This is a genomic window from Thermoflexus hugenholtzii (assembly GCF_018771565.1).
Taxonomy (GTDB): Bacteria; Chloroflexota; Anaerolineae; order Thermoflexales; family Thermoflexaceae; genus Thermoflexus; species Thermoflexus hugenholtzii_A.
The window spans coordinates 1,641,658-1,663,192 of record NZ_CP076326.1; the positions used below are offsets into that span (position 1 = coordinate 1,641,658).

The window sequence follows — 21,535 nt, forward strand, 5'->3', positions numbered from 1 at the left end:
AATCGTTCGGCCTCATCCCCCACCGGAGGATGAGGCCCGCAGGTTCCTTCGCTCGGAGGGACGATGAAGGGGTCGCGTCTGCCGCCAGGCGCCGGCCAGCCCGTAGGGGAAAGCCAGCACGACGATCACGTAGAAAAGACCGAACAGCAAGAACCAGATGGGGCCGAACACCCGGTTGAACAGATAGCCGACGAGCTCCAGCAACGCCGCGCCGAACATCGGGCCGCTCAGGGTCCCCACCCCGCCCACCAGAGTCATCAGCAGCGCCTGGATCGTGGTGTTCACGCTCAGGAGCGAAGGGGTGGCGTTTTTGTTCAGCAAAGCGTTCAGCGATCCCGCCAGGGCGGCCAACGTCCCGGAGAACACGAAGGCCAGCAGCCGGAAGACGAAGGGGGAATAGCCCAGCGCGACCGCGCGCTCCTCGTTCTCCCGCAAGGCAACCCAAACCCGGCCGGTGGGAGAATCCACCAGCCGTCGCGCCAGGAAATAGGCTCCCACCATGAAAAACAGAGCCAGATAGTAGAACCGCAGGCGATGCACCGCCGGATCCAGCCAGACCGGGACGGGGATGCCTTGAAGGCCGTCCTCGGCGCCCGTGTATTGCCGGAAATCCGGAGCCTCGCTCAGGATGAAAGCGGCTTGAGCCAGCGCCAGGGTCACCATCGCCAGATAAACCCCTCGTACCCGCAGGGACAGAACGCCCACTAACCCGCTGAACACTGCCGCGAGGAGCACGGTGGTCAGTAGGGCGATAGGAAGGGAGGCGTGGAGATGCTTGAGCAGGATGCCTGTGGCATAAGCCCCGCCGCCGAAGAACAACGCGTGGCCGAAAGACAGAACGCCCGTGTAACCGATCAGGAGATCGTAGCTGAGCGCGTAGACTGCCATCACGTAGACGCGGATCAACAGGCCCTGGAGGAAGCGGGGCCATCCGGCTTCCACGGGCTCGCGGAAGACCCCGCTGAGTAGGAAGGGCAACGCGACCAGGATGCCCAGGCCGATCAGCCAGCCCCTGTGCGGTTGGATCCATCGCCGGAGCACTTGAAGCGGCGAAAGGCTCACCCACCGTCCTCCGATTCGCTCCATCCGCGCTGCCTCCTGGGATTTCCTCACCCCAGCATTCCAAGGATGACCCGGCCGCTCATTATCAGGTTGGTGAGCTGGTTTTCTGACCGAACAGGCCGCCCGGTCGGATCAAGAGAACCACTGCCATGATCAGCACGGTGGAGGCCCGGGCAACGGCCGGGGAGAAGCGGAGGGCCTCCGCCATGCCCGGGAGCGCGATCCCCACTGTGACCAGGTAGTCCCCGAAAGCCCGGGCCAGACCCACCAGCATCGCTCCCGCCGCGGCACCCCCGTAGTGCCCCATGCCGCCGATGATCACCGCGATGAAGGCCTGGAGCAGGAACTCCAGCCCCATCGCCGGGCTCAGGCCCAGGAACGGGGTGGCCACCACGCCGCCCAACGCCGCCAGGGCGGAGCCCATGGCGAACATCCCGGTGAACAGCCGCCGCACCGGGATCCCCAGGGCTTCCACCATCTCCCGATCCTCCACGGCGGCCCGCACCGCCATGCCGACGCGGGTCCATCGCAACCACAGGCCGATCCCGGCCCACATCGCGATCCCCACGCCAATGATTAGCAGCCGATAGGTAGGGAAAGGACGCCCCAGCACGTCCAAGGAGGCACATCCTTGACTCAGCCACTCCCCGATGGATGAGGCCAGGCACGGCGCGGCGAAGAGAGAGGGACGCGGCAGCGGGGCATAGTTCGCGGGTCCCCAGACCACCCGCACCAATTCCGTCCCCACGTAGGACAAGCCCAGGGTCAGGAGGACCTGATAGATGGGGCGGGCGTAAAGAGGACGAATCAGCGTAGCCTCTATTCCAGCGCCCAGGGCGCCGCCAGCCAGGGTCCCGGCGAAAAGCGCTATGAGGAAACGGAGATCCGCCGGACTTCCCAGGATCCAGCGCTCCAAGGGCTCCCGGCCGATCAGCATCAGGATGCCCAGCCCCAACAGGCCGGCGGAAAGGGCCCCCGCGCGACGCAAAGACGTGGCGCGACGCCCCAACAGCCACCCGCCGCACAGACCTGCCAGCCCCATGGCCACCATGCGGGCGAAGACGATCCCCAACGGCTCCTGGGCAAGCGGGGTGGGGATCGAGCCGCCGGGCACCGTGCTCCCGAAGGCGACCAGCTTCCCGAGGTTGTAGTTCCAGAAAGCGAGGGCTCCCAGCCCAACCATCCCCAACCCGTAGAGGGATCGGGACACCGGCAGTCGGCCCCCTGTAGCCTGCCCTATCACGATCCCAGCCCCCAGGGCCAGCCATAACGGGATCACATTGAGCAACAGGCGCGGGTTCTGGTAAGCAGTCCAGCCAATGTAAGCTCCCAGCATAAACAGCGTGCCGTGCGCAAAATTGATCACATCCATCATCCCGAAGATCAGAGAGAGGCCGGAGGCGACCAAGAAGAACAAGGAGGCCAGGGTGAGGCCGGAGAGCACCACAGAGGCCCAGACCGGAGAAGGGAGGAAGAGGGCAGGGAGCCCCACGAGAGCCAGGAGGACCAGAGCGATCACCCATGTTCCCTTCATAGGGTTACTCCCAAATAGCGCTCGAGCCATCCTCGGTTTTCCCGCAACTCCGCCATCGGTCCGCTTCGCACCACCCGCCCGTCCTCCATCAGGAGGTAATGGTCCGCCACATGCTGGACGGCGTGAAAGTTCTGCTCCACCAGGAGGATCGACACCTCCCCGCGCAGCTGGTGGATGGCACCCATAACCTGCTCCACCAGCATCGGGGCTAAGCCCTCGCTGGGTTCATCGATGAGGAGAAGGCGGTTCTCTGGGACCAGAGCGCGGGCGATGGCCAGCATCTGCTGCTGGCCACCGGATAAAAGGCCGGCGGGCTTTTTCAGCGCTGCCTTCAGATCCGGGAAAAGATGGAAGATCCAATCCGCCCTTCGGGCCAGATCCCCTCGGCGTCGCTCTGCCAGCTTCAGGTTTTCTTCCACCGTAAGGCCCCGAAAGATCGCCCGATGCTCCGGCACGTAGCCGATGCCCCGCCGCGCGATCTCATCGGTGGGACGCCCCCGGAGTTCCTCCCCCAGGAACCATATGCTTCCCTGGGTGGCCGGCCAGAGGCCCATGATGGTGCGCAGGGTGGTGGTCTTTCCCACCCCGTTTCGGCCCAGCAGGACAGTCAGGCTTCCTGCCTTCACCGCGAAAGAAACCCCCTTCAGGATGTGAAAGGACCCAACGAACGTATGAACCTCCTTCAATTCGAGGACGGCATCCATGTCCGTTCCCCCAAGTATGCGCGTTGGACTTCCTCATCGCGGGCGATCTCCTCCGGAGTGCCTTCCGCCAGCACGCGCCCGTGATGGAGGACGGTTACCCGATGGGCCAAGCGCATCACCAGGTCGATCTTGTGCTCGATCAGGAGGATGGTCCGCCCTCGCCGCTGATGGATCTCCTCGATGAGGCGGATCAAGCGAGGGATCTGCTCGAGAGCCATCCCGGACGCCGGCTCGTCCAGCAGCATGAGCTCCGGCTCCTGAGCCAGGAGCATCGCGATCTCCAGCCATCGCCGATGTCCGTGGGAGAGAATACGAGCCGGGAGATCAGCCAGCTCCGCCATGCCGATCTCGTGCAGCACCGCCCAGGCCCGATCCAGATACCGATGGAGCCGGCCGGCCGGGACCCAGAAGCGGAAGTTATCGGGCCCCAGGGCCTGGGCGGCCAATCGCACGTTCTCCAGGACGCTCAGGTTAGGGAAGACATGAATAAGCTGATAGGCGCGGCCGATCCCCAGATGCGCCCGACGGTAAGGAGGGAGATCCGTGATGTCCTGGCCCCGGTAGAAGATACGGCCGGCGCTGGGACGCAATGCACCTCCGATCAGGTTGAAGAGCGTGGACTTGCCGGCTCCGTTCGGCCCGATGAGGGCATGGATGGCGCCCGCCTCTACCCGCAGATTCACCCGATCCACCGCCCGCAACCCTCCGAAATCCTTTGTCAATTCCCGGGTCTCCAGAAGAATCTCCCCTGGCATCCCTCCCCTCCCTGGACCTTGGCCGGCCGCCTCCGCTTGCCGGATCCTCCCTTCGCCTTTATCCTCGAGAAGGGTTCGCCCCGGTGAGGGCGGGCAGCGCCCCGTGCCCCTCAGCTGCCCGCCCCTCACCGCCTACGGTTTGGGACAGCGCTCCTGATAGGGACCCTCCAGCATGCACGGCGGCGCTGTCTCCTCCGGCGAGAACTCCTTGATCAGCTCGAAGAACCGGAACTGGGGATCCTTGGGATCCTTCAGGCGGACCAGATACATCGGCTGCAGAGCGACATGGTCGTAGGGACGGATGATGTAAGTGCCCTTTGGGCCCTGGAAGGTCATGCCCTCAAAGACGGGGATCAGGGCCTCCGCCCGGGCATCGCCGTTGGTTTTCTTCAGTCCCTCGACGACCATGATCGCCGCGGCCATGCCGCCCGCGGTGAAGAGATCGGGCGGCGTCCCGAACTTCTCCTGGTGACGTTTCACCAGCCAGTCGTTGACCGGGTTCTTAGGCAACGTGTAGTGATAGACACTCACGCCGACCGCTCCCACCGCGGAGATATAGCCAGAGGCGATGCTCTGGTTGTCCCCCATCCCGGTGGCCACCGTCATCTTCTGGAAGATCCCCAGGTCCTGCATCTGCTGAAAGAGCGGCACAAACCCTGCGCCGGCCCAGGTCACGATGAGGACCTCCGCGTTGGCATCCAGCACCCGCTGGAGGTAAGGGGTGAAATCCGTGGTCTCCAGAGGGATGAAGATCGTCCCTGCGCCCTCAGGGGTGTCATTGATGGTGAAGCGGCCGCCCAGGCTTTTCACCACATTGTAAAAAGCACGGGCAGAGCCGTGGCCGAAAGCGTAATCCGGGGCGATCTGCACAAAGGTCTTGCCCATCTCGATCAGGGCCTTGCCCATCGTCAGGGCATCCTGCACGCTGGTCCGGCTGGTCCGGAAAGTATAGGGATTGAAGTTCTTGCCGGTGATGTCCGGGCTGGCCGCCGGCTCCGCGATCAGGATGACTTTGTGCTCCTCGGCCACCTTCTGGACGGCCAGGGTGACGCCGGAGCTGGGGGCTCCCACTAAGATCTCCACGCCCTCGGCCTCGATGAGCTCGCGGGCTTGGGCCACCCCTTTCTCCGGGTCGCTGGCATTGTCGCGGATGATCACCTGGATGGGGCGGCCCGCCACCGCCATCGTCCCGCCGGTGGCGTATTCCAGGCCCAGCATGAAGCCGTTCTCCAGCATGGGTCCATAGAGCGCCAGAGAGCCGGAGCGGTCGGTGAGCAGGCCGATCTTCAACGGCTTGCCCGGTGTTGGGGATGGAGTGGGGGCCACCGTGGGCGTGGCCGGGGCAGGCGCCGCGGTGGGCGTCGGCGAGGGCACCGCCGGCGCTGCGCAGGCCCCAGCCAGCAACAGAAGAACCATCCATCCTACCAGACGGTAACACTTCATCTCCCACCTCCTTCTGTTCAGGTTCGCTGATCATCGGCAGGACGCCGAGGATCGCCTCCCGGAGCCAGAACGACCGCTTCCCCGCGCAGCACCTCCTCGCCGTGCTGGTTGAGGCAGCGTGTCGCCAGGGTGATCACCGGCTTGTCCTCTCGGATTCGGACCACCTCCACCACCGCGGTGACCGTGTCACCGAGGTAGACCGGCCGGAGGAACTCCAAAGTCTGGCGGAGGTAGATCGTCCCCGGACCCGGCAATATCCGCCCCAGGACGGCGGAGATCAGCCCCGCCACCAGCATCCCGTGGGCGATGGGCCGGCCGAAGCGGGTGTTTCGGGCGAACTCCTCATCCAGATGCAACGGATTATCGTCCCCGGTCAGCGCAGCGAAGGCCTCTACATCCGCGCGAGTGACCGTCTTCGTCCGCGAGGCGGTGGCACCAACCCGCAGCTCAACCATGAGGACCTCCCCACCGGAGCACGGTGGCACCCCAAGAGTATCCCGTGCCGGCGCTCAGCAGCACCACCACATCGCCGTTCCGCAGGCGGCCCGCCTCTCGCGCCAGGTAAAGACCGAGCAGGGGATCCGCTGCGGAAAGATGCCCGTAATCCGAAAGGTAGATCGCCTGGGATTCCGCTAAACCCAGAGTAGAGAGCAGGGCCTCGAAGAGGGAGCGCTTGGTGTGCAGCGGGATCAGGAAATCGGGGCCGTGACATCCGCTCCGAGCGATGGCCTCCCGTACCACTCCTACGAAATGATCGAGGGTGATGGGATCCAGCATGGCCTTCATCTGGACCGGATCCGTGACATCGAAATAATGCAGGCGCCGCTCCACGGTCTCATGGCTGGGCGGGAGCACGGAGCCGCCCGCCGGGACCCGCACGAACTCGGCGAAACGGCCGTCGGTGCGCAATGCGGATTCCAGCACCACGTTGAAGGGGTGATCCCGCCGGAGCAAACAGGCCGCCGCCCCGTCGCCGAAGTTGAACATAAAGCGGGCGCGGTGATTGGTGTAATCCAGGAGCATGGACTCGTTAGAGGCCGCTACCAGCAGGACGTGGCGCAGGGAGGGATCGGCCAGCATCATGCTTCGAGCCGCCTTCATGGCGAAAGGGAGCCCGGCCGAGGTCCCGCAGATCTCGAAGGCATAGGCCCGGCGGGCCCCCAGCAGCGCCTGGATGCGAGGCGCGGCCAGCCACACGTAGTAATCCTTGTGCATGCTCCCGAAGTAGATCAGGGCATCCACCTCCTCCGGTGAAATCCCGGCGTCCTGGAGGGCGCGTCGGCCGGCCTCGGCGGCCATCATGGAGACCGTCTCCCCCTTTCCCGACACATCCGCGATATGCTTCTGGTTCAAACCGAACTTGGCGCGGATGACCTCCTCGGGTATGCCAGAGGCCGCAGCCAGTTCCCTCGCGGTCATCACCCGTTCCGGAAGATAAACGCCCAGCCCGGCGATGCCGATCACGGTCATGACGCCTCCCCATAAAGAGCCTTCACTTCGGAACGCACGATTTTCCCCAGTGCATTCCGAGGAAGAGCCTCAACGAAAACCACGGACCTGGGGATCTTATAACGAGCCAGGCGCCCCTCACACCAGGCCAACAACTCCTCCGGCTCCACTTTCCAACCCGGACGCAAAACCACCACAGCCCGCCCCACCTCTCCCCATTTCGGATCCGGCACCCCAATGACGCATACCTCTTGAACAGCAGGATGCTGCGCCAGCACTGCTTCTACCTCCGCTGGATATACATTGAGACCCCCGCTCTTAAACATCTCTTTCAGACGCCCAACAATGTAGGTAAATCCCTTCTCATCACGGTAAGCCAGATCTCCTGTCCGAAACCAGCCATCCCGGAGAGCATCCATGGTCGCTTCCGGGAGGTTCCAGTATCCAGAAAAGATGTTGGGACCACGCAACCAGAGCTCCCCGACTTCGCCCGGCTTCGCTTCATGACCTTCAGGGGTTACGATGCGAGCTTCGGTGAAGAAGGCTGGCTTGCCGATGAAGCCCAGGGACCGGGTTCCATGTTCGAATTCCTCCGGCTCCAGCATGAACGCTGTCGGTGACGTCTCGGTCAGCCCATAGCCACCCCCGAAAGGCAAACCCCGCTTTCGAAAGGCCTCCACAACCTCTAGCGGACAGCGATCACCGCCGTTGTAGAAAGCACGCACACTGGACAAATCCGTTCGATCGAAGAGGGGCGAACTGAGTAGCATCTGAAAGATTGTGGGCACGCCCATCACGATGGTCACCCTTTCCTGCTCGATCAACCGAAGGGCCTCATCAGGATCAAAACGCCGAGGCATCACCACACGTCCGCCCACCAGCAAGGTGGGTAAAGTGAAGAGGCCGATACCTCCAACATGAACTAAAGGGAGAAGGGTGAGGGTTGTGTCCTCCGCTGTGATACGGAGGGCGATGATATCGTTCATCGCGTTCCAGAATTGGTTAGCATGTGTCAACACCGCCCCTTTGGGACGCCCCGTGGTTCCGGAGGTGTAGACGATCAGAAGGGGAAGATCCCAGGAGAGAGGATTCCCAGGCTCATGCTCTGGGTGGCCTGCGACCCAGGAAACATAAGGCAGAGCTCCTTCTACCGGCTCTTCAGCAAGCACGACAACTTCTTCCAGAGAGCCCTGAGCACGAAGCGGCTCAATCATTGAAGCCTGTTCGAGCCCCACAAACAGAATGCGCACTCCTGCATCCTGGATCTGATAGAGAAGCTCTGGGACAGCCAAACGGTAGTTCAGCGGAACCACGATCAGCCCGATCTTGGCGGCACCGAAAAGCAAGAACAGGAAACGGGGATCGTTCATGGAGAGTATTCCTATTCGATCCCCTTCCCGCAGACCCATGGCTTGCAACGCATGCGCTGCGCGATTCGCCTCACGATTCAGCGCTCCATAGGTATAACGGCTGGTTGGCGTAACCAATGCCTCCCGATTGGGATGAAGATGGGCATGCTTATAAATCCAGTAGCCAACGCCATACATAATGGCTTCACCTCCTCAACCAAGCGTGGAGGATCTCCTGGAAGACCTCCGGGCGCTCCAGATAAGGGGTGTGGCCAGCCTCGGGGATCTCTTCCTCCTGATATCGGCCTCCGGCCGCCTCATACCGCTCCAGCACCCGGCGGGTCTGGGCGACCATCGGCTGAGGGGGATAGATTGCCTCTCCGGGCCAGCCGGGGACGAGGCCGATGGATCCAAGGTAGCCGAAATCAAACAGGGAATGATCCGAGACGATGACATCCTCCGCCCCCCGGATCCAGAGGATAGGCGGCTTGGGGTCGATCGCCGCCAGGGCGCTCAGGTTGCAATACTTCGGGCTCATGGCGTTGTTCACCCCGCGGGTTCCGGGAGCGATTCCCGGCCAGTTAGCGGAGATCTGGAAATCGCCGGGATAGTTCTCCTCGCCCACAGCGGTGCGCACCATCGATTCCACCAGGATGTCCTCCCGGGGATGAAGGAAGGGCGCTTTCCCATAGAAGGCGCGGAGCACGCGACGTGGGGAGAAATCGCTCTCATCGCTTCGATCCCCTGCCGCCAGCCGGCGCACGAACTCCGGGTTCGCCGTCCCACCCCCCGAGCCCGCATAGTCCGGCCAGCACGGCGTGCCCTCCGGATCCTTCGTGCCGCCGAACCCATAGGGCGAGAGCGGGTCAACCAGCGTGAGGGAGAAGATCCGCTCGGCGTGATCGATGGCGTATTGCATGGCGATTCCCCCACCCATTGAGTGGCCGACCAGATGGAAACGCGCCAGGCCCATGGTCTCTACCAGCGCATGCACGTCGTCGCTGAAATCCCGAAGCCCGCGCGTGGCGTCCACCGGCCGCCGCTCCGATTCCCCATAGCCCCGCAGGTCGGGGGCGATGGCCTGGAAGTCGGGCGGCAGGGCGAGCATCGTTTCCTCCCAGAAGGTCGCGGAGGAGACATTGCCGTGGAGGAAGACCACCGGCTCGCCATCCGGCGGACCAGCGAAGAGAACGTGGAAGGTCAAGCGCGGGGTATGGATCTGCTCACAACGGATCCCTTCCAGATGGGGCATTCGCATCGCTCCCTCCCTGAGTCGGAATAAAACTCCCCCTCTCTCCCTTCAACGAGCTGTCCAGCCCAGGTCGATGGTCCAGGCGGCCCCGGTGACCGCCGAGGCCTCCTCGGAGCACAGATAGGCGACCAGGGCGGCCACCTCCTCAGGCTCGATCAGGCGACGGATGGCCGCCGGCTCCAGCATGATCTTCTCCACCACCTCTTCGGGGGGAAGCCCTCGCATCCGTGCCTGATCCTGAATCTGGTTCTCCACCAAGGGGGTGCGCACGTAGGCGGGGCAGATCGCGTTCGCCGTGATGCCGTAAGGTCCTCCCTCCAGGGCCGCCACACGGGTGAGGCCGATCAGGCCGTGTTTGGCGGCCACATAGGCGCTCTTGAAGGGCGAGGCCACCAGGCCGTGGATCGAGGCGATGTTCACGATCCGCCCCCAGCGCTGAGCTTTCATAGCCGGCCAGGCATATTTGATGAGCAGGAAGGGGGCGGTCAGCATCACGGCCAGCATGGCCTCCCAAATCTCCTCTGGGAACGCCTCGATGGGGTCGATGTGCTGGAAGCCCGCGTTGTTGATCAGGATGTGCAGGGCTCCGAAGCGCTCCAGAGTCTCCGCGATGAGGCGGCGGCAATCCTCGCGGCGGCGCAAGTCGAGGCAGAGGAAAAGACCCCCGATGGAGCGGGCCACCGCCTGCCCGCGCTCCGCCTGGATGTCGGCGACCACCACCTGATCCCCACCCCGGGCCAGCCGCTCGGCGATGGCCCGCCCGATCCCGCTCGCCGCCCCGGTCACCACGGCCACCCGCCCCATCGGCCCCTCCTTAAAATTGACCTGCCGGCTATCCTCCATATCGTTGCCGGAGGGCATTCTTGTCGATCTTCCCCGCACCGGTTTTCGGCAGCTCCTCCACAAAGACCACGGATTTCGGGATCTTATAGCCTGCCAGCTGGGAGCGCAGATAGGCCAAGAGCGCTTCCTCCGTCAGGGCGCTTCCCGGCCGGCGCACCACGATGGCCCGTCCCACCTCTCCCCACTCCGGGTCCGGCACCCCGATGAGAGCGGCCTCGATCACCTCGGGGTGGCCCAGCATGACGCTCTCCACCTCCGCCGGGTAGATGTTCTCCCCTCCCGAGATGATCACATCCTTGATCCGGCCGACGATGTAGAAATCTCCTTCCTCATCCACCATGGCCAGATCCCCCGTCCGCAACCAGCCCCCCACGATGGTTCGCGCGGTCTCCTCCGGCCGGTTCCAGTAGCCCGGGATTACATGGGGGCCCCGGATCCACAGCTCCCCCACCTCACCCGGTCCGACTTCCCGGCCGTCCCGAACCACCCGGACCTCGACGTGGAAGAGCGGGCTTCCAACGGAGCCCGGCTTGTGACGGACCTTCTCGTCCGGCAACCAGAAGTTGTTCGGTCCGGCCTCGGTCAGGCCGTATCCGGTCTTGAAGGGCACCCCTTTCTCGAAAAAGCGCTCGAAAACCGGCATCGGACACGGGGCACCGCCGCTGATCACAATACGGCAGCGGGAGAAATCCGCCCGTTCCCACCGGGGATGCTGCTGCAGGCGGATGAACATGGTGGGCACGCCGAAGAAAAGGGTGACCCGCTCCCGCTCCAGCAGATCGAACACCTGGTCCGGATCGAAGGCTGCGCAGAGGATGGAGGCACCACCGATATGAACCAGAGGGGTGGTGAAGACATTAAGGCCGCCGGTGTGGAAAAGGGGGGCGTTCAGGATAGCCACGTCGTCGGGCCGAAGTCCCCAGCTCATCACCGTGTTGACAGCGTTCCAGGTGATCGTGCCGTAAGTGAGGATCGCCGCCTTCGGCAGCCCGGTGGTCCCACCGGTGTAGCATAGCACCCATGGATCCTCCAGATCCAGCGGAACCGGATCCGGCGGCCGGTCCGAGGCCTGCTTGAGCAGCTCCTCCCACACGCGATGCCCGCCTCGGACGGGCTCGTCCAGGGCGATCATCACCGAGGCTGCATCCTCCAGCGTGGCTGCTTTCTCGGAAAGATCCCCGCTGTAGATCAGGGCGCGAGGAGGAATGTCCTGCAAGAGAGCCTGTAGCTCCGGGACAGCCAGCCTCGTGTTAAGGGCCTGCAGGATCACGCCGGTCTTGTTGCATGCGAAGAGCAGATCGAGATATTCCAGCCGATTCGTGGAAAGGACCGCGAGGATGTCTCCTTTGCGCAGCCCCAGGGCGCCCAGGGCGTTCGCTGCCCGGTTGACCCGCCGGTTCCACTCCGCATACGAGATCCACCTTCCGGTGGATGCCTCCATCAACGCCATCCGGCTGGGAGAGAGCCGTGCCCGTTTCGCCAGCCAATCAACCGCCGGGATCATCCTGAAGGCTCCTCTCCTTTTAGGAAGGCAATGGCCACGCGGTTGAACTCCTCCGCCCGCTCAATGAAGAAGAGATGACCCGCCTCCGGAAAGAGGACCAGACGGCTGCCCGGGATGCGCGCGTGCAACCGTCGGGCGTTCTCCACCGGGACCACACGATCTTCCATCCCATGGGCGATGAGGACGGGGGCTTGGATCTCGTGGATGCGGCTTTCCACATGAAAGGCGAGGGCGGCGGCCAGCTGGCGCTGGTAGGCATAAAGCGGCTGAGGATGAGCAACCCGCCAGGCCACATATTCCTCCAAGACCTCAGGATGCTCACGGAGGAATCGTTCTGTCACAGAGACCGCCCACAAGCGCCGCAAGTCTGTCGCCGGATCGCCGGTCCGTTGGGTGAAGACGGCGAGGCTCTCAGGCGGCATGGGGACCACGTTCGGGCCGCCGAAGGAGGTGCAACAGAGGATCAGCCGGCCGAGCCGATGCGGGTGACGCAGGGCGAACATCTGGGCGATAAAGCCGCCCATGGAAGCGCCGACGACATGGGCCCTCTCGATCCCCAGGGCCTCCAGCAACCCCGCCACATCATCCGCCATCTCCTCAATGGTGTAAGGGAGGTCGGGTTTGTCCGACTGGCCCGCGCCCCGCGGGTCAAGGGCGATGGCCCGGAAGTGCTGGGCGAAAGCGGGCAACTGGTGATGCCAGAGATGATGGTCGCCGCCCAGGCCGGGGATGAAGACCACTGCTTCCCCACGGCCCTGCTCCACATAGAACAGCTGGAGGTCATTCACCCTCACGTGAGGCATCCGCTGCTCCTTTCGGAGGAAGGGCAATGCCATGGCGGATGAAGTCCATCGCGGCCTCGATCACCTCCTCAGGGGGCTCCCGGTTCTCCCACAGCACCCAGCGCATCCCCAGCAGATGTGCGATCCCCATCAGGCAATACGCCAGCGTCTCCGGATCCATCCGGCGGATCTGACCGGCCTCCATGGCTCGGGCCAGACCCCGGGCATATCCCTCCGCCAGGCGCCGGTAGTATTCCCGATACACCTCCTCATCCACGAACTGGCTCTCCAGGACGATGCGGTAGAGAAAGCGGTGCTGGAGGACAAAGCGGAAAAAGGCCCGATAACCCTCGCGCTCGATCTCCAGACGATCCTGGAGGCCCGCCACGGCCATCGCGATGAACTTGCGGAGCTCATGGCTCATATGGCGGACCAGAGCGCGGAAGATCTCCTCTTTGGAATCGAAATAGAGGTAAAAGGTGCCTTGGGCCACCCCGGCGCGCCGGACGATCTCAGCGATCGAGGCTCGGCGGAACCCCAGCTCCCCGAAGACTTCCTCCGCCGCCTCCAGCAACCGGCGGCGGGTCTGCTCTCCCCGAACCGTCACCGGCGCTCGCGCCATCCCCTCCTCTGGAATATGACAGGTGAATCATATATCATATTATTGGGGACAGCGGATTTTGTCAAGCCCTGGGGTCCCTGCTTCCGGAGGCCTTAGGGAAAGCAAGGGGGCACGCTGTGGATCTGCTCGCGCAAGGGAAGCCCATTATTATCATTAGAAGAAAGGGCCATCCCCCTTCGCCGAAATCCCGGAGCAGCCGAATCGGTCCGACATGGACCTGAAGGTCTGAACTGGGAGGAGAAACGCGATGCGCTCAGGGGAGACCATCGAGCCGGGAGAGCCGGTGCGGGTGGCGGCCCGGGAGCTGCTCCGGCTGGCGATCGCATGGCTCGGCGCGGAGCGCGGCTGGATCGCTGCTCATCCCGGCTGGCTGGGAGCGGCGGAAACGCTCCTGGCGGGAGCGAGGGAGCCTGAGGCGGCCGGGGCCTGTTTCGTCCGCCGGTTCCCGCTCAAGGAGGAGGGTGTGGAGATCGGCGAGCTGGGGCTGATCTGGACCCGGGAGCCGAACCCGGAACCCGATGCTTCTGCCATGCCCGCCCTCCTTCGAACGGCGGCGGCCCTCCTTCGGCTGGCGCGGGAGCAGCAGGCCTCCCGTCGCCTGCTTCACGTCCAGGAGCAGGAGCTCTGCCGCATCGTCCTGGACATCCACGACGGCCCGGTCCAGGATATCTTCGCCGCTCTCTCCCAGATCCAGCTGCTGCTGCGCGCCGGACCACGGGGTCGGGCGACGCGCCGTCGCCTGGAGCAGGCGGCCCGGCTTCTGGAGCGCTCCCTCACCGAGATCCGCACCTTCATCGGGGCCTTCCGCCCCCCGGAGTTCGAACACCGCCCGCTGCTGGCGATGGTCCACGGCCTGATCCTCCAGCACGAAGTCCTCACCGGCCACGAGGTCCATCTGGAGGTGGAAGGGAATCTCCCCGCGCCCCCGCTCCCGGTCAAGATCGCCCTCTACCGGCTGCTCCAGGAGGCGTTGAACAACGCGGCCCGCTACGCCGGTGTCTCCCGCTACACCGTCCGCTTGCGCGGCGAGCCCCACGGGCTCTGGCTGGAGGTGCGCGATGAAGGCCAGGGGTTCGATCCGGGTCGCTATTTGGAGAACCCCTCCCCCGAGGCCATGCGCCACTTCGGGCTGCGGGGCATGCGGGATCGGGCGGAGCTGCTGGGCGGACGGTTCGAGATCGAGAGCGCCCCGGGCCGCGGAACCTCCATCCGGGTGTGGCTGCCATGCTGAAAGGGAAGAGCGGGCTTCCCCGTCGGATCCGGGTCGTGCTGGCCGACGATCACCCCCTCGTCCTGGAGGGCTTGCGCGCCATGCTCCGGGCCGAGGAGGACATGGAAGTCGTTGCGGCGGTGACCGATGGGGCGGAGCTGATCCCCATCGTGGAGCGCCATCGCCCGGATGTGGTGGTGCTGGATCTCCAGATGCCCGGCCTCTCGGGATGGGATTGTCTGGAGGCCATCCGCCGGGCCAGCCCCGGAACCCGGGTGCTCATTCTCACCGCCTTCGGGGACGGGGAGTTCATCCAGATGGCCATCGAGCGCGAAGCCGATGGCTTCGTGTTGAAGACGGAGCCGCCCCAGCAGACCCTCACAGCCATCCGGCAGGTCGCCCAGGGCCATCTGGTCTTCCCCCAGGCCGCGCGCCGCTGGCTCAGCCGGCGGATCCCGGAAGGGCTGGGGGCCCTCACCGCACGCGAGCGCGAGATCCTGGCTCTGGTAGCGGAGGGTCTGAGCAACGCCCAGATCGCCCGACGCCTCGGCGTCCGGGTGGCCACAGTGAAGTTCCACCTGCAGAACATCTTCCAGAAGCTGGGCGTGCGCAATCGGACGGAGGCCGCCCGCTTCTACCTCACCGCCCGCTCCGGCCGGATTCCTCCAGAGCAATCCTCCTAAACGTCTCCGGCTTTCCGACCCACCCCCACCCTTCCCAAGACGGGCCCGATCCTCACCTTTCGGCGGGGGAGGCCTCTCTCCTTAGGTCGGCGGGGGCCGCCCTCCTGCCGGCGCGGCTCGACCCCTCGAAAGACCGTTGTGAGGACCGACCCGGGCGGATACGATGAGGACAACCGCCGCAAAGGGCGGCGGCATCCCACCCGGAGGAAGCCCGGATGCACACCGCGCGGGAGAGGATCGAGATCCGTGGACCTGTGGAAGAGCCCTTCACGGAGATCCTGACCCCGGAGGCGGTCGCCTTCGTCGCCGAGCTGGCCCGAGCCTTCGAGGAAGAGCGGCAGCGTCTGCTGGCCCGACGCCGGGAGCGTTACGCCCGTCTGGCAGCCGGGGAACGCCCCGACTTTCCCCCGGAGACGCAGGCGATCCGCACGGCAGACTGGCGAGTGGCCCCGCCTCCGAAGGATCTGCGCTGCCGATGGGTGGAGATCACCGGGCCGACGGATCGCAAGATGGTGATCAACGCCCTCAACTCCGGGGCCCAGGTCTTCATGGCGGATTTCGAGGACGCCAACGCCCCAACCTGGACGAACATGCTTTATGGGCAATGGAACCTTCGGGAGGCGGTGCGGCGGACCATCCGTTACGTCGCGCCCGACGGACGGGAATACCGCCTGACGGAGGAGACGGCCACGCTGATGGTGCGCCCGCGCGGGCTGCATTTGAGCGAACCCCGCATGCTCGTGGACGGCCGGCCGGTCGCCGGGGCACTGTTCGACCTCGGGCTTTTCCTCTTCCACAACGCCCGGGAGCTTCTGAGCCGGGGAAGCGGCCCCTACCTCTATCTGCCCAAGATGGAGGGCTACCACGAGGCCCGTTTCTGGAACCAGGTCTGCGAGGCCGCGGAGGACCGGTTGGATCTGCCCCGTGGGGCCATCCGCGTCTCCGTCCTCATCGAACATATCCTGGCGGCCTTCGAGATGGAGGAGATCCTGTATGAGCTGCGGGAGCGGATCACGGCGCTGAACCTGGGCCGGTGGGACTACATCTTCAGCATGATCAAGGTCTTCGCCCACGATCCGGCGATGGTCCTCCCTGATCGCAACCGGCTCACCGTGCCCGCCACCCCCTTCCTCCGGGCCGCCGCCCAACGGCTGGTGCAGGTCGCCCATCGGCGGGGCGCCCATGCCATCGGCGGGATGTCCGCTTACATCCCCCGCCGGGACCCCGCTGCCAACGAGCGGGCCTTCGCGGAGGTGCGGGCAGATAAAACCTGGGAGGTCGGGATGGGCTTCGACGGCGCCTGGGTCGCCCATCCGGGCCTCGTCCCGGTGGTCCGGGAGATCTTCCGGGAGGCCCTGCAGGGGCCGGACCAGCTCCATCGCCTCCCGGAGGGCGAGGTGACGCCGGAGATGTTGCTGCAGGTCCCAGAGGGTCCGATCACGGAAGAAGGGCTACGGAACAACATCTCCGTCGCGCTGCAATACCTGGGGGCCTGGCTGGCCGGGCGCGGCGCTGTGGCCATCTTCAACCGAATGGAGGACACCGCTACCGCTGAGATCGCCCGGTCCCAAATCTGGCAGTGGCGCCGCCACGGCGCCCGCCTGGACGACGGACGCCCGGTGGATGGAACCCTTTACCGCACCCTCCGGGACCAGGAAATCGCGGCCCTGGAGGAGGCAAACCGTGAGGAAGGCCTCCGCCTCCGGGAAGCTCAGGCGCTGCTGGACCTCCTGGTGGAAGCGGAGCGCTTCATCCCTTTCCTCACCGAACCGGGGATGGCTTATCTCGAGGAACCGGTCTCGTCCCACGTGTGAACATCCGGACAGGAGGGAAGCGATGGCCCGCGACGGCACGCTGTGGATGGCGGAAGCGGAGGCGCTGGAGCAGCGCTGGGCAACGGATCCGCGCTGGAAGGGCATCCGTCGCGATTACACGGCCCTCGACGTCATCCGGTTGCGGGGATCCGTGCGGATCGAATACACGCTGGCCCGCCGCGGGGCGGAGCGGCTCTGGCAACTCCTGCACACGGAGCCCTACGTCGCCACCTTCGGCGCCCTGACCGGAGCTCAGGCCGTGCAGATGGTCCGCGCCGGGCTGAAAGCGATCTACGTGAGCGGCTGGCAGGTGGCTGCCGACGCCAACCTCGCCGGGCAGACCTACCCGGATCAGAGCCTCTATCCCGTCAACAGCGTCCCCGCCCTGGTCCGTCGGATCCAGAACGCCCTGTTGCGCGCCGATCAGATCGATTGGGTGGAGGGACGCCGGGAGCGCGACTGGCTGGTCCCCATCGTCGCCGACGCGGAGGCCGGGTTCGGAGGGATCATCCACGCTTTCGAGCTGATGAAGGCGATGATCGAGGCGGGGGCAGCCGGGGTGCACTTCGAGGACCAGCTGGCGGCCGAGAAGAAATGCGGCCACCTGGGGGGGAAGGTCCTGATCCCCACCGGCCAGTTCATCCGCATCCTGAACGCCGCCCGGCTGGCCGCCGACGTCCTGGATGTGCCCACCCTGCTCATCGCCCGCACCGATGCGCGGAGTGCCACCCTCCTCACCAGCGACATCGACGAGCGCGACCGTCCCTTCCTGACCGGGGAGCGGACCCCGGAGGGGTATTTCGTCGTGCGGGGCGGGCTGGAGAGCGCCATCGCCCGCACTCTCGCCTACGCCCCCTACGCGGATCTGCTCTGGTTTGAGACCTCCCGGCCGGACCTGGAGGAGGCCCGGCGGTTCGCTGAGGCCATCCACGCGACGTTCCCGGGCAAGCTCCTGGCCTACAATTGCTCGCCCTCTTTCAACTGGAAACGCCACCTGGATGACGCCGCCATCGCCCGCTTCCAGCGGGAGCTCGCTGCCATGGGCTACAAGTTCCAGTTCATCACCCTGGCCGGCTGGCATCTGCTCAACCTGCACACCTTCGAGCTGGCCCGCTCTTACCGCCAGGAAGGGATGTCGGCTTACGTCCGCCTCCAGGAGGCCGAGTTCGCCCGGGAGGCGGAGGGATACACGGCGGTCCGCCACCAGCGGGAGGTGGGGACCGGCTACTTCGACGCCGTGGTGCTGGCCGTCACCCGCGGGGCATCCGCCACGGTCGCCCTCGCCGGCTCCACAGAAGCCGAACAGTTCCACGGAACCACCCACCCCTGAGTCCTCCGGGCCGAAGCGGGCGGCGGGGGGGAAGACCATTGTTCCTTCTTGCCACCCTCGCCGCCCGAGATCTTCCCTGCTCCCACACCGGGCAGGCTTCTCCCTCCATACGCTCCTACTCTTGACGAATGCCCCGCTTGTGGCATGCTGAACCATGAGTCCTCTCCTTCGAATTGGAACCTGGAGCCCTCAGCGGGAGGTTTTTGATGGAGAAGAAAGAGTTCCTGGTGCTGGGCAAGCCGGTGCGCCATCCCATCACGGAGCTGGACACGGTCCCATGCCCGCCGACGGTCACCCGGGTGGTGATGACCAGCGATGAGGTGACGGCCCTCTGTCCGATCACCGGCCAGCCGGACTACTACACGGTGACCATCGCCTTCGAGCCCCGGGGTTGGAGCATCGAGTCCAAGAGCCTCAAACTCTACCTCTGGCACTTCCGCGAGGAGGGGATCTTCTGCGAGAGCCTGGCGGACAAGATCGCCGAGGACGTCTTCCGCACCATCCGCCCCGCCTGGTGCGAGGTGACCGTGGTCCAGAAGGCCCGTGGGGGGATCACCATCACCGCTGTGGCCCGGCGGGAGGCCCCGCGCCCCTCGCCCGACAGCGATTCGCAAGCCCTGTAGCTCCGCCCGCGGCGGGGCGAACCGCTCCCGGAGGGAAACCATGCGCTCGAATCCGGCGATCCCCTCGTTCCCCCTCACGCTGCTCGTGGGGCTTTTCGTGGCGGGCCTGGTGATCTCCAACATCATCGCCGTCAAGCTCTTCGCCTTCGGCCCCCTCACCCTGCCCGCGGCGGTGATCGTCTTCCCGGTCACCTACATCATCGGCGACGTGGTCACCGAGGTCTACGGCTACCGTGTCGCCCGCCGGATGATCTGGACGGGCTTCGCCGGGAACCTCCTCGCCGTCCTGGCCGCGGCCGCCGGCGGGCTTCTGCCCCCCGCGCCCTTCTGGAAAGGCCAGGCCGCCTACCAGGAGATCCTGGGCTTCGCCCCCCGGCTGCTGCTGGCCTCCTTCACCGCCTATCTGGTCGGGGAGTTCGCCAACGCGGCCGTCCTGGCCAGGATGAAGGTCCGCACCCGGGGACGGTGGATGCTGCCGCGGTTCTGGGTCAGCACCGTGGTGGGGGAGACCCTGGACAGCGCCGTGTTCCTCACCATGGCTTTCCTGGGCGTGGTCCCGCCCGGGGCGCTGCTGGCGATGATCCCCACCCACTCCGGGGCCAAGATCCTCTACGAGTTCCTGGCCTCGCCCCTCTCCGCCGCCCTGGCCCAGGCCCTCAAGCGTTGGGAGGGGGTGGACGTCTTTGACGTCGACACCTCCCTCAATCCTTTCCTGGTGATGGAATAGCGGCCCGGACGCTTCGACCGCAAGATTGTGATCCCCTTCCTCGATCGGAAGGCGCGTGAGGAGATCTTCCGGGTCCATCTGCGTCGCCGGCCCCTGGACCCGGCGGTCTCCCTGGCGGAGCTGGCGGCGAAGACCCGCGGGTTCAGCGGCGCGGAGATCGCAGCCGTCTGCGCCCGCGCCGTCTACCTCGCTCTGGAGGCCTTCGCGGCCTCCCAGGGGATCCCGATCTCCGAGCTGGAGCTGGAGCGCTACCAGACCTTGCGCATCCGCCGCGAGGACCTCCTGGAAGCAATCCGCGAGGTCCGGCAGGGGCGACGGGCGACCTACTCACGCGCCCGCCGCAGGACGACGTAGCGCGGATCTGACACTCGGCCACCGCCGGATATCATGAGCGGCAAGCCGGCAAGGTGGCGGGAATGGAATCCCTGGTCACCAGCAACCTGCTGCTGGCCCTCTATCCCCATCTCACCGCTCCCGAAGTTCGTCTCTATCTCGCCCGCCAGGCCTGGGAGGAGGCCAACCACGCCATGGCCTCCGAATATGTGATCAAGACACTACCCGTGGATCGGGAGCGCGTGTTGGGCCTGGAGGAGCATCCGGCCGTGGCGGCCAAGGCCGCTTTCCAGCGCCGGCTCACCGCGGAGATCCTGAGGCCGGACCTGGACCTGGCTACGATCGAAGGGCGACAGCGGCTTTTGCGTAACCTGGTGGGGTCTCGACCGCCCGGGGGCATCCAGGCGATAATCCCCCTGCGCTGGCCGTTAATGGGCCAGCCTGTCCCTAACGATGCCGAAAGCCCATCCCTCTGCGTTGTCCATCCGCCTGGAGCATCCCAGGCCATCGCCCCTTCAGCAAAATCCGGTCCGATCGGGCTATAATTCGGTGCGCAGAAAGACCCGGGGGGATCGATGGCACAAACGGTGCCCTTCCCGGATCTGAGCCGGCTGGCTGAGGTGTTCCGGCGATATCCGGAGATCGAGGCGGTTTACCTCTTCGGCTCGGCCGCCGAGGGCCGCCTCCACGCGGAAAGCGATCTGGACCTCGCCGTCCTGCCCCGGCGGGGCGCCCCCCGGCCGAACCCGCTGGACCTGCTCGCCGACCTCGCCCGCCATGGGTTCTGCCGGGTGGATCTGATCTTCCTGGACACCGAGGACATCCTGCTGAAGTTCGAGGCGGTGCGCCGGAACCGGCTCCTCTACGCCGCGGAAGGATTCGATCGGGGCGAGTTCTTCTCCCGCGTCGTGCGTCAGTATCTGGATTTCGCACCTTACCTTCGGATTCACCGGGAGGCTTACCGACGGAGGGTTCTCCATGGTCCGGGTCGAGATCCTGCAACGCCGCCTCCGTAAACTGGAGGATATCTCGCCATCCTGCGCCGCCTGCAGCGTTACTCCTACGACGAGTTCGTCGCTGACCCCGAACGCTACGGCAGCGCGGAACGCTTCCTCCAGCTGGCCATCGAGGCCCTGCTGGACATGGGCAACCACGTGATCGCGGACCTGGATCTCGGAACCGTTCCGTGGTATAGCGATATCCCAACGATCCCGGCGGAACGCGGTGGGCTGTCCCCGGAGCTTCGGGACCGATGGATCCGGATGTTCGGGTTCCGGAACATCCTCGTCCACGAGTATCTGGATCTCGACCGCCGCATCGTGTATGAAGTTCTCCAGCACGGACTGGGGGATCTGGAGGAGCTCCGGGATTTCTTCGCTTCTTTCCTGTAGAATTATTGGGAGACAACACCCGGCAATCCGATGAAGGATACCCGATGTGGCCCATGGAGGGAAAGGCGTCGTTCCACTCCGGACAGGCTCGAACCGACCTTTTGATCCAGACGGAGCGGGCTCTT

The 21,535-nt window shown here is 65.3% G+C and carries 23 protein-coding genes; 10 read left to right on the plus strand and 13 right to left on the minus strand.

What is annotated here, in order from left to right; genetic code table 11:
• Window positions 1–12 precede the first annotated feature (12 nt).
• From KNN16_RS07520 to KNN16_RS07580, 13 genes are all read right to left on the minus strand, one after another.
• The gene (locus KNN16_RS07520) at window positions 13–1,086 is read right to left on the minus strand and encodes a branched-chain amino acid ABC transporter permease (RefSeq protein WP_303900548.1); all 1,074 of its coding nucleotides are present in this window, start codon (window positions 1,084–1,086) and stop codon (window positions 13–15) included.
• Window positions 1,087–1,147: 61 nt separating this feature from the next.
• A complete protein-coding gene (locus KNN16_RS07525) occupies window positions 1,148–2,596 on the minus strand; it encodes a branched-chain amino acid ABC transporter permease (RefSeq protein WP_303900550.1) in 1,449 nt (482 codons plus the stop codon).
• Window positions 2,593–3,300 (minus strand): ABC transporter ATP-binding protein, encoded by a 708-nt coding sequence (locus KNN16_RS07530; protein WP_303900551.1) that lies wholly within the window; start codon window positions 3,298–3,300, stop codon window positions 2,593–2,595. The genes KNN16_RS07525 and KNN16_RS07530 overlap by 4 nt, the downstream gene beginning before the upstream one ends.
• Window positions 3,279–4,055, minus strand: a complete 777-nt coding sequence (locus KNN16_RS07535; protein ID WP_303900554.1) for an ABC transporter ATP-binding protein — start codon at window positions 4,053–4,055, stop codon at window positions 3,279–3,281. Before KNN16_RS07535 ends, KNN16_RS07530 begins: the two co-directional genes overlap by 22 nt.
• Window positions 4,056–4,187: 132 nt before the next feature.
• A complete protein-coding gene (locus tag KNN16_RS07540) occupies window positions 4,188–5,498 on the minus strand; it encodes a substrate-binding domain-containing protein (protein WP_303900557.1) in 1,311 nt (436 codons plus the stop codon).
• A gap of 17 nt (window positions 5,499–5,515) precedes the next feature.
• Window positions 5,516–5,953 (minus strand): MaoC family dehydratase, encoded by a 438-nt coding sequence (locus KNN16_RS07545; protein WP_303900559.1) that lies wholly within the window; start codon window positions 5,951–5,953, stop codon window positions 5,516–5,518.
• Window positions 5,946–6,968 (minus strand): 3-oxoacyl-ACP synthase, encoded by a 1,023-nt coding sequence (locus KNN16_RS07550; protein ID WP_303900561.1) that lies wholly within the window; start codon window positions 6,966–6,968, stop codon window positions 5,946–5,948. Before KNN16_RS07550 ends, KNN16_RS07545 begins: the two co-directional genes overlap by 8 nt.
• The gene (locus KNN16_RS07555) at window positions 6,965–8,494 is read right to left on the minus strand and encodes a long-chain-fatty-acid--CoA ligase (RefSeq protein ID WP_303900563.1); all 1,530 of its coding nucleotides are present in this window, start codon (window positions 8,492–8,494) and stop codon (window positions 6,965–6,967) included. The genes KNN16_RS07550 and KNN16_RS07555 overlap by 4 nt, the downstream gene beginning before the upstream one ends.
• A gap of 7 nt (window positions 8,495–8,501) precedes the next feature.
• Window positions 8,502–9,554 (minus strand): alpha/beta fold hydrolase, encoded by a 1,053-nt coding sequence (locus KNN16_RS07560; protein WP_303900565.1) that lies wholly within the window; start codon window positions 9,552–9,554, stop codon window positions 8,502–8,504.
• A 42-nt stretch (window positions 9,555–9,596) separates the two neighbouring features.
• Window positions 9,597–10,352: a 3-hydroxybutyrate dehydrogenase gene (locus tag KNN16_RS07565; protein WP_303900567.1), complete on the minus strand. Its 756-nt coding sequence runs from the start codon at window positions 10,350–10,352 to the stop codon at window positions 9,597–9,599.
• A gap of 28 nt (window positions 10,353–10,380) precedes the next feature.
• Window positions 10,381–11,895 (minus strand): long-chain fatty acid--CoA ligase, encoded by a 1,515-nt coding sequence (locus tag KNN16_RS07570; RefSeq protein WP_303900568.1) that lies wholly within the window; start codon window positions 11,893–11,895, stop codon window positions 10,381–10,383.
• Window positions 11,892–12,698, minus strand: a complete 807-nt coding sequence (locus tag KNN16_RS07575; protein WP_303900569.1) for an alpha/beta fold hydrolase — start codon at window positions 12,696–12,698, stop codon at window positions 11,892–11,894. Before KNN16_RS07575 ends, KNN16_RS07570 begins: the two co-directional genes overlap by 4 nt.
• Entirely contained in the window at window positions 12,676–13,299 is a 624-nt protein-coding gene (locus tag KNN16_RS07580) for a TetR/AcrR family transcriptional regulator (RefSeq protein WP_303900571.1), read from the minus strand. The genes KNN16_RS07575 and KNN16_RS07580 overlap by 23 nt, the downstream gene beginning before the upstream one ends.
• Before the next feature lie 247 nt (window positions 13,300–13,546).
• Here KNN16_RS07580 and KNN16_RS07585 point away from each other — a divergent pair, with 247 nt between their 5' ends.
• The 10 genes from KNN16_RS07585 to KNN16_RS07630 all read left to right on the plus strand — a co-directional run bounded on the left by KNN16_RS07585 (window position 13,547) and on the right by KNN16_RS07630 (window position 21,410).
• The gene (locus KNN16_RS07585; protein WP_303900572.1) at window positions 13,547–14,530 is read left to right on the plus strand and encodes a sensor histidine kinase; all 984 of its coding nucleotides are present in this window, start codon (window positions 13,547–13,549) and stop codon (window positions 14,528–14,530) included.
• Window positions 14,524–15,192: a response regulator transcription factor gene (locus KNN16_RS07590; RefSeq protein WP_299285284.1), complete on the plus strand. Its 669-nt coding sequence runs from the start codon at window positions 14,524–14,526 to the stop codon at window positions 15,190–15,192. The genes KNN16_RS07585 and KNN16_RS07590 overlap by 7 nt, the downstream gene beginning before the upstream one ends.
• A gap of 215 nt (window positions 15,193–15,407) precedes the next feature.
• On the plus strand, window positions 15,408–17,006 hold the full coding sequence (gene aceB, locus KNN16_RS07595) for a malate synthase A (RefSeq protein ID WP_303900573.1): 1,599 nt from the start codon (window positions 15,408–15,410) through the stop codon (window positions 17,004–17,006).
• Between the two features lie 22 nt (window positions 17,007–17,028).
• Window positions 17,029–18,336, plus strand: a complete 1,308-nt coding sequence (gene aceA, locus KNN16_RS07600) for an isocitrate lyase (RefSeq protein WP_303896100.1) — start codon at window positions 17,029–17,031, stop codon at window positions 18,334–18,336.
• 206 nt (window positions 18,337–18,542) lie between these two features.
• Entirely contained in the window at window positions 18,543–18,959 is a 417-nt protein-coding gene (queF, locus tag KNN16_RS07605; RefSeq protein ID WP_303896102.1) for a preQ(1) synthase, read from the plus strand.
• A gap of 40 nt (window positions 18,960–18,999) precedes the next feature.
• Window positions 19,000–19,686, plus strand: a complete 687-nt coding sequence (locus KNN16_RS07610) for a queuosine precursor transporter (protein WP_303896104.1) — start codon at window positions 19,000–19,002, stop codon at window positions 19,684–19,686.
• A gap of 27 nt (window positions 19,687–19,713) precedes the next feature.
• A complete protein-coding gene (locus KNN16_RS07615) occupies window positions 19,714–20,040 on the plus strand; it encodes a hypothetical protein (protein WP_303896107.1) in 327 nt (108 codons plus the stop codon).
• Window positions 20,041–20,102: 62 nt separating this feature from the next.
• Window positions 20,103–20,564: a ribonucleotide-diphosphate reductase subunit beta gene (locus KNN16_RS07620; protein WP_303896109.1), complete on the plus strand. Its 462-nt coding sequence runs from the start codon at window positions 20,103–20,105 to the stop codon at window positions 20,562–20,564.
• A 30-nt stretch (window positions 20,565–20,594) separates the two neighbouring features.
• Window positions 20,595–21,035 (plus strand): nucleotidyltransferase domain-containing protein, encoded by a 441-nt coding sequence (locus KNN16_RS07625; protein WP_303896112.1) that lies wholly within the window; start codon window positions 20,595–20,597, stop codon window positions 21,033–21,035.
• A gap of 30 nt (window positions 21,036–21,065) precedes the next feature.
• Window positions 21,066–21,410: a DUF86 domain-containing protein gene (locus tag KNN16_RS07630; protein ID WP_369685891.1), complete on the plus strand. Its 345-nt coding sequence runs from the start codon at window positions 21,066–21,068 to the stop codon at window positions 21,408–21,410.
• The last annotated feature ends 125 nt before the right edge of the window (window positions 21,411–21,535 follow it).

Excerpts from the sequence above, each read along its gene's own strand:
- KNN16_RS07520 (WP_303900548.1), bottom strand. The coding sequence starts at position 1,086 with ATGGAGCGAATCGGAGGACGGTGGGTGAGCCTTTCGCCGCTTCAAGTG.
- KNN16_RS07525 (WP_303900550.1), bottom strand. The coding sequence starts at position 2,596 with ATGAAGGGAACATGGGTGATCGCTCTGGTCCTCCTGGCTCTCGTGGGG.
- KNN16_RS07530 (WP_303900551.1), bottom strand. The coding sequence starts at position 3,300 with ATGGATGCCGTCCTCGAATTGAAGGAGGTTCATACGTTCGTTGGGTCC.
- KNN16_RS07535 (WP_303900554.1), bottom strand. The coding sequence starts at position 4,055 with ATGCCAGGGGAGATTCTTCTGGAGACCCGGGAATTGACAAAGGATTTC.
- KNN16_RS07540 (WP_303900557.1), bottom strand. The coding sequence starts at position 5,498 with ATGAAGTGTTACCGTCTGGTAGGATGGATGGTTCTTCTGTTGCTGGCT.
- KNN16_RS07545 (WP_303900559.1), bottom strand. The coding sequence starts at position 5,953 with ATGGTTGAGCTGCGGGTTGGTGCCACCGCCTCGCGGACGAAGACGGTC.
- KNN16_RS07550 (WP_303900561.1), bottom strand. The coding sequence starts at position 6,968 with ATGACCGTGATCGGCATCGCCGGGCTGGGCGTTTATCTTCCGGAACGG.
- KNN16_RS07555 (WP_303900563.1), bottom strand. The coding sequence starts at position 8,494 with ATGTATGGCGTTGGCTACTGGATTTATAAGCATGCCCATCTTCATCCC.
- KNN16_RS07560 (WP_303900565.1), bottom strand. The coding sequence starts at position 9,554 with ATGCGAATGCCCCATCTGGAAGGGATCCGTTGTGAGCAGATCCATACC.
- KNN16_RS07565 (WP_303900567.1), bottom strand. The coding sequence starts at position 10,352 with ATGGGGCGGGTGGCCGTGGTGACCGGGGCGGCGAGCGGGATCGGGCGG.
- KNN16_RS07570 (WP_303900568.1), bottom strand. The coding sequence starts at position 11,895 with ATGATCCCGGCGGTTGATTGGCTGGCGAAACGGGCACGGCTCTCTCCC.
- KNN16_RS07575 (WP_303900569.1), bottom strand. The coding sequence starts at position 12,698 with ATGCCTCACGTGAGGGTGAATGACCTCCAGCTGTTCTATGTGGAGCAG.
- KNN16_RS07580 (WP_303900571.1), bottom strand. The coding sequence starts at position 13,299 with ATGGCGCGAGCGCCGGTGACGGTTCGGGGAGAGCAGACCCGCCGCCGG.
- KNN16_RS07585 (WP_303900572.1), top strand. The coding sequence starts at position 13,547 with ATGCGCTCAGGGGAGACCATCGAGCCGGGAGAGCCGGTGCGGGTGGCG.
- KNN16_RS07590 (WP_299285284.1), top strand. The coding sequence starts at position 14,524 with ATGCTGAAAGGGAAGAGCGGGCTTCCCCGTCGGATCCGGGTCGTGCTG.
- aceB (WP_303900573.1), top strand. The coding sequence starts at position 15,408 with ATGCACACCGCGCGGGAGAGGATCGAGATCCGTGGACCTGTGGAAGAG.
- aceA (WP_303896100.1), top strand. The coding sequence starts at position 17,029 with ATGGCCCGCGACGGCACGCTGTGGATGGCGGAAGCGGAGGCGCTGGAG.
- queF (WP_303896102.1), top strand. The coding sequence starts at position 18,543 with ATGGAGAAGAAAGAGTTCCTGGTGCTGGGCAAGCCGGTGCGCCATCCC.
- KNN16_RS07610 (WP_303896104.1), top strand. The coding sequence starts at position 19,000 with ATGCGCTCGAATCCGGCGATCCCCTCGTTCCCCCTCACGCTGCTCGTG.
- KNN16_RS07620 (WP_303896109.1), top strand. The coding sequence starts at position 20,103 with ATGGAATCCCTGGTCACCAGCAACCTGCTGCTGGCCCTCTATCCCCAT.
- KNN16_RS07625 (WP_303896112.1), top strand. The coding sequence starts at position 20,595 with ATGGCACAAACGGTGCCCTTCCCGGATCTGAGCCGGCTGGCTGAGGTG.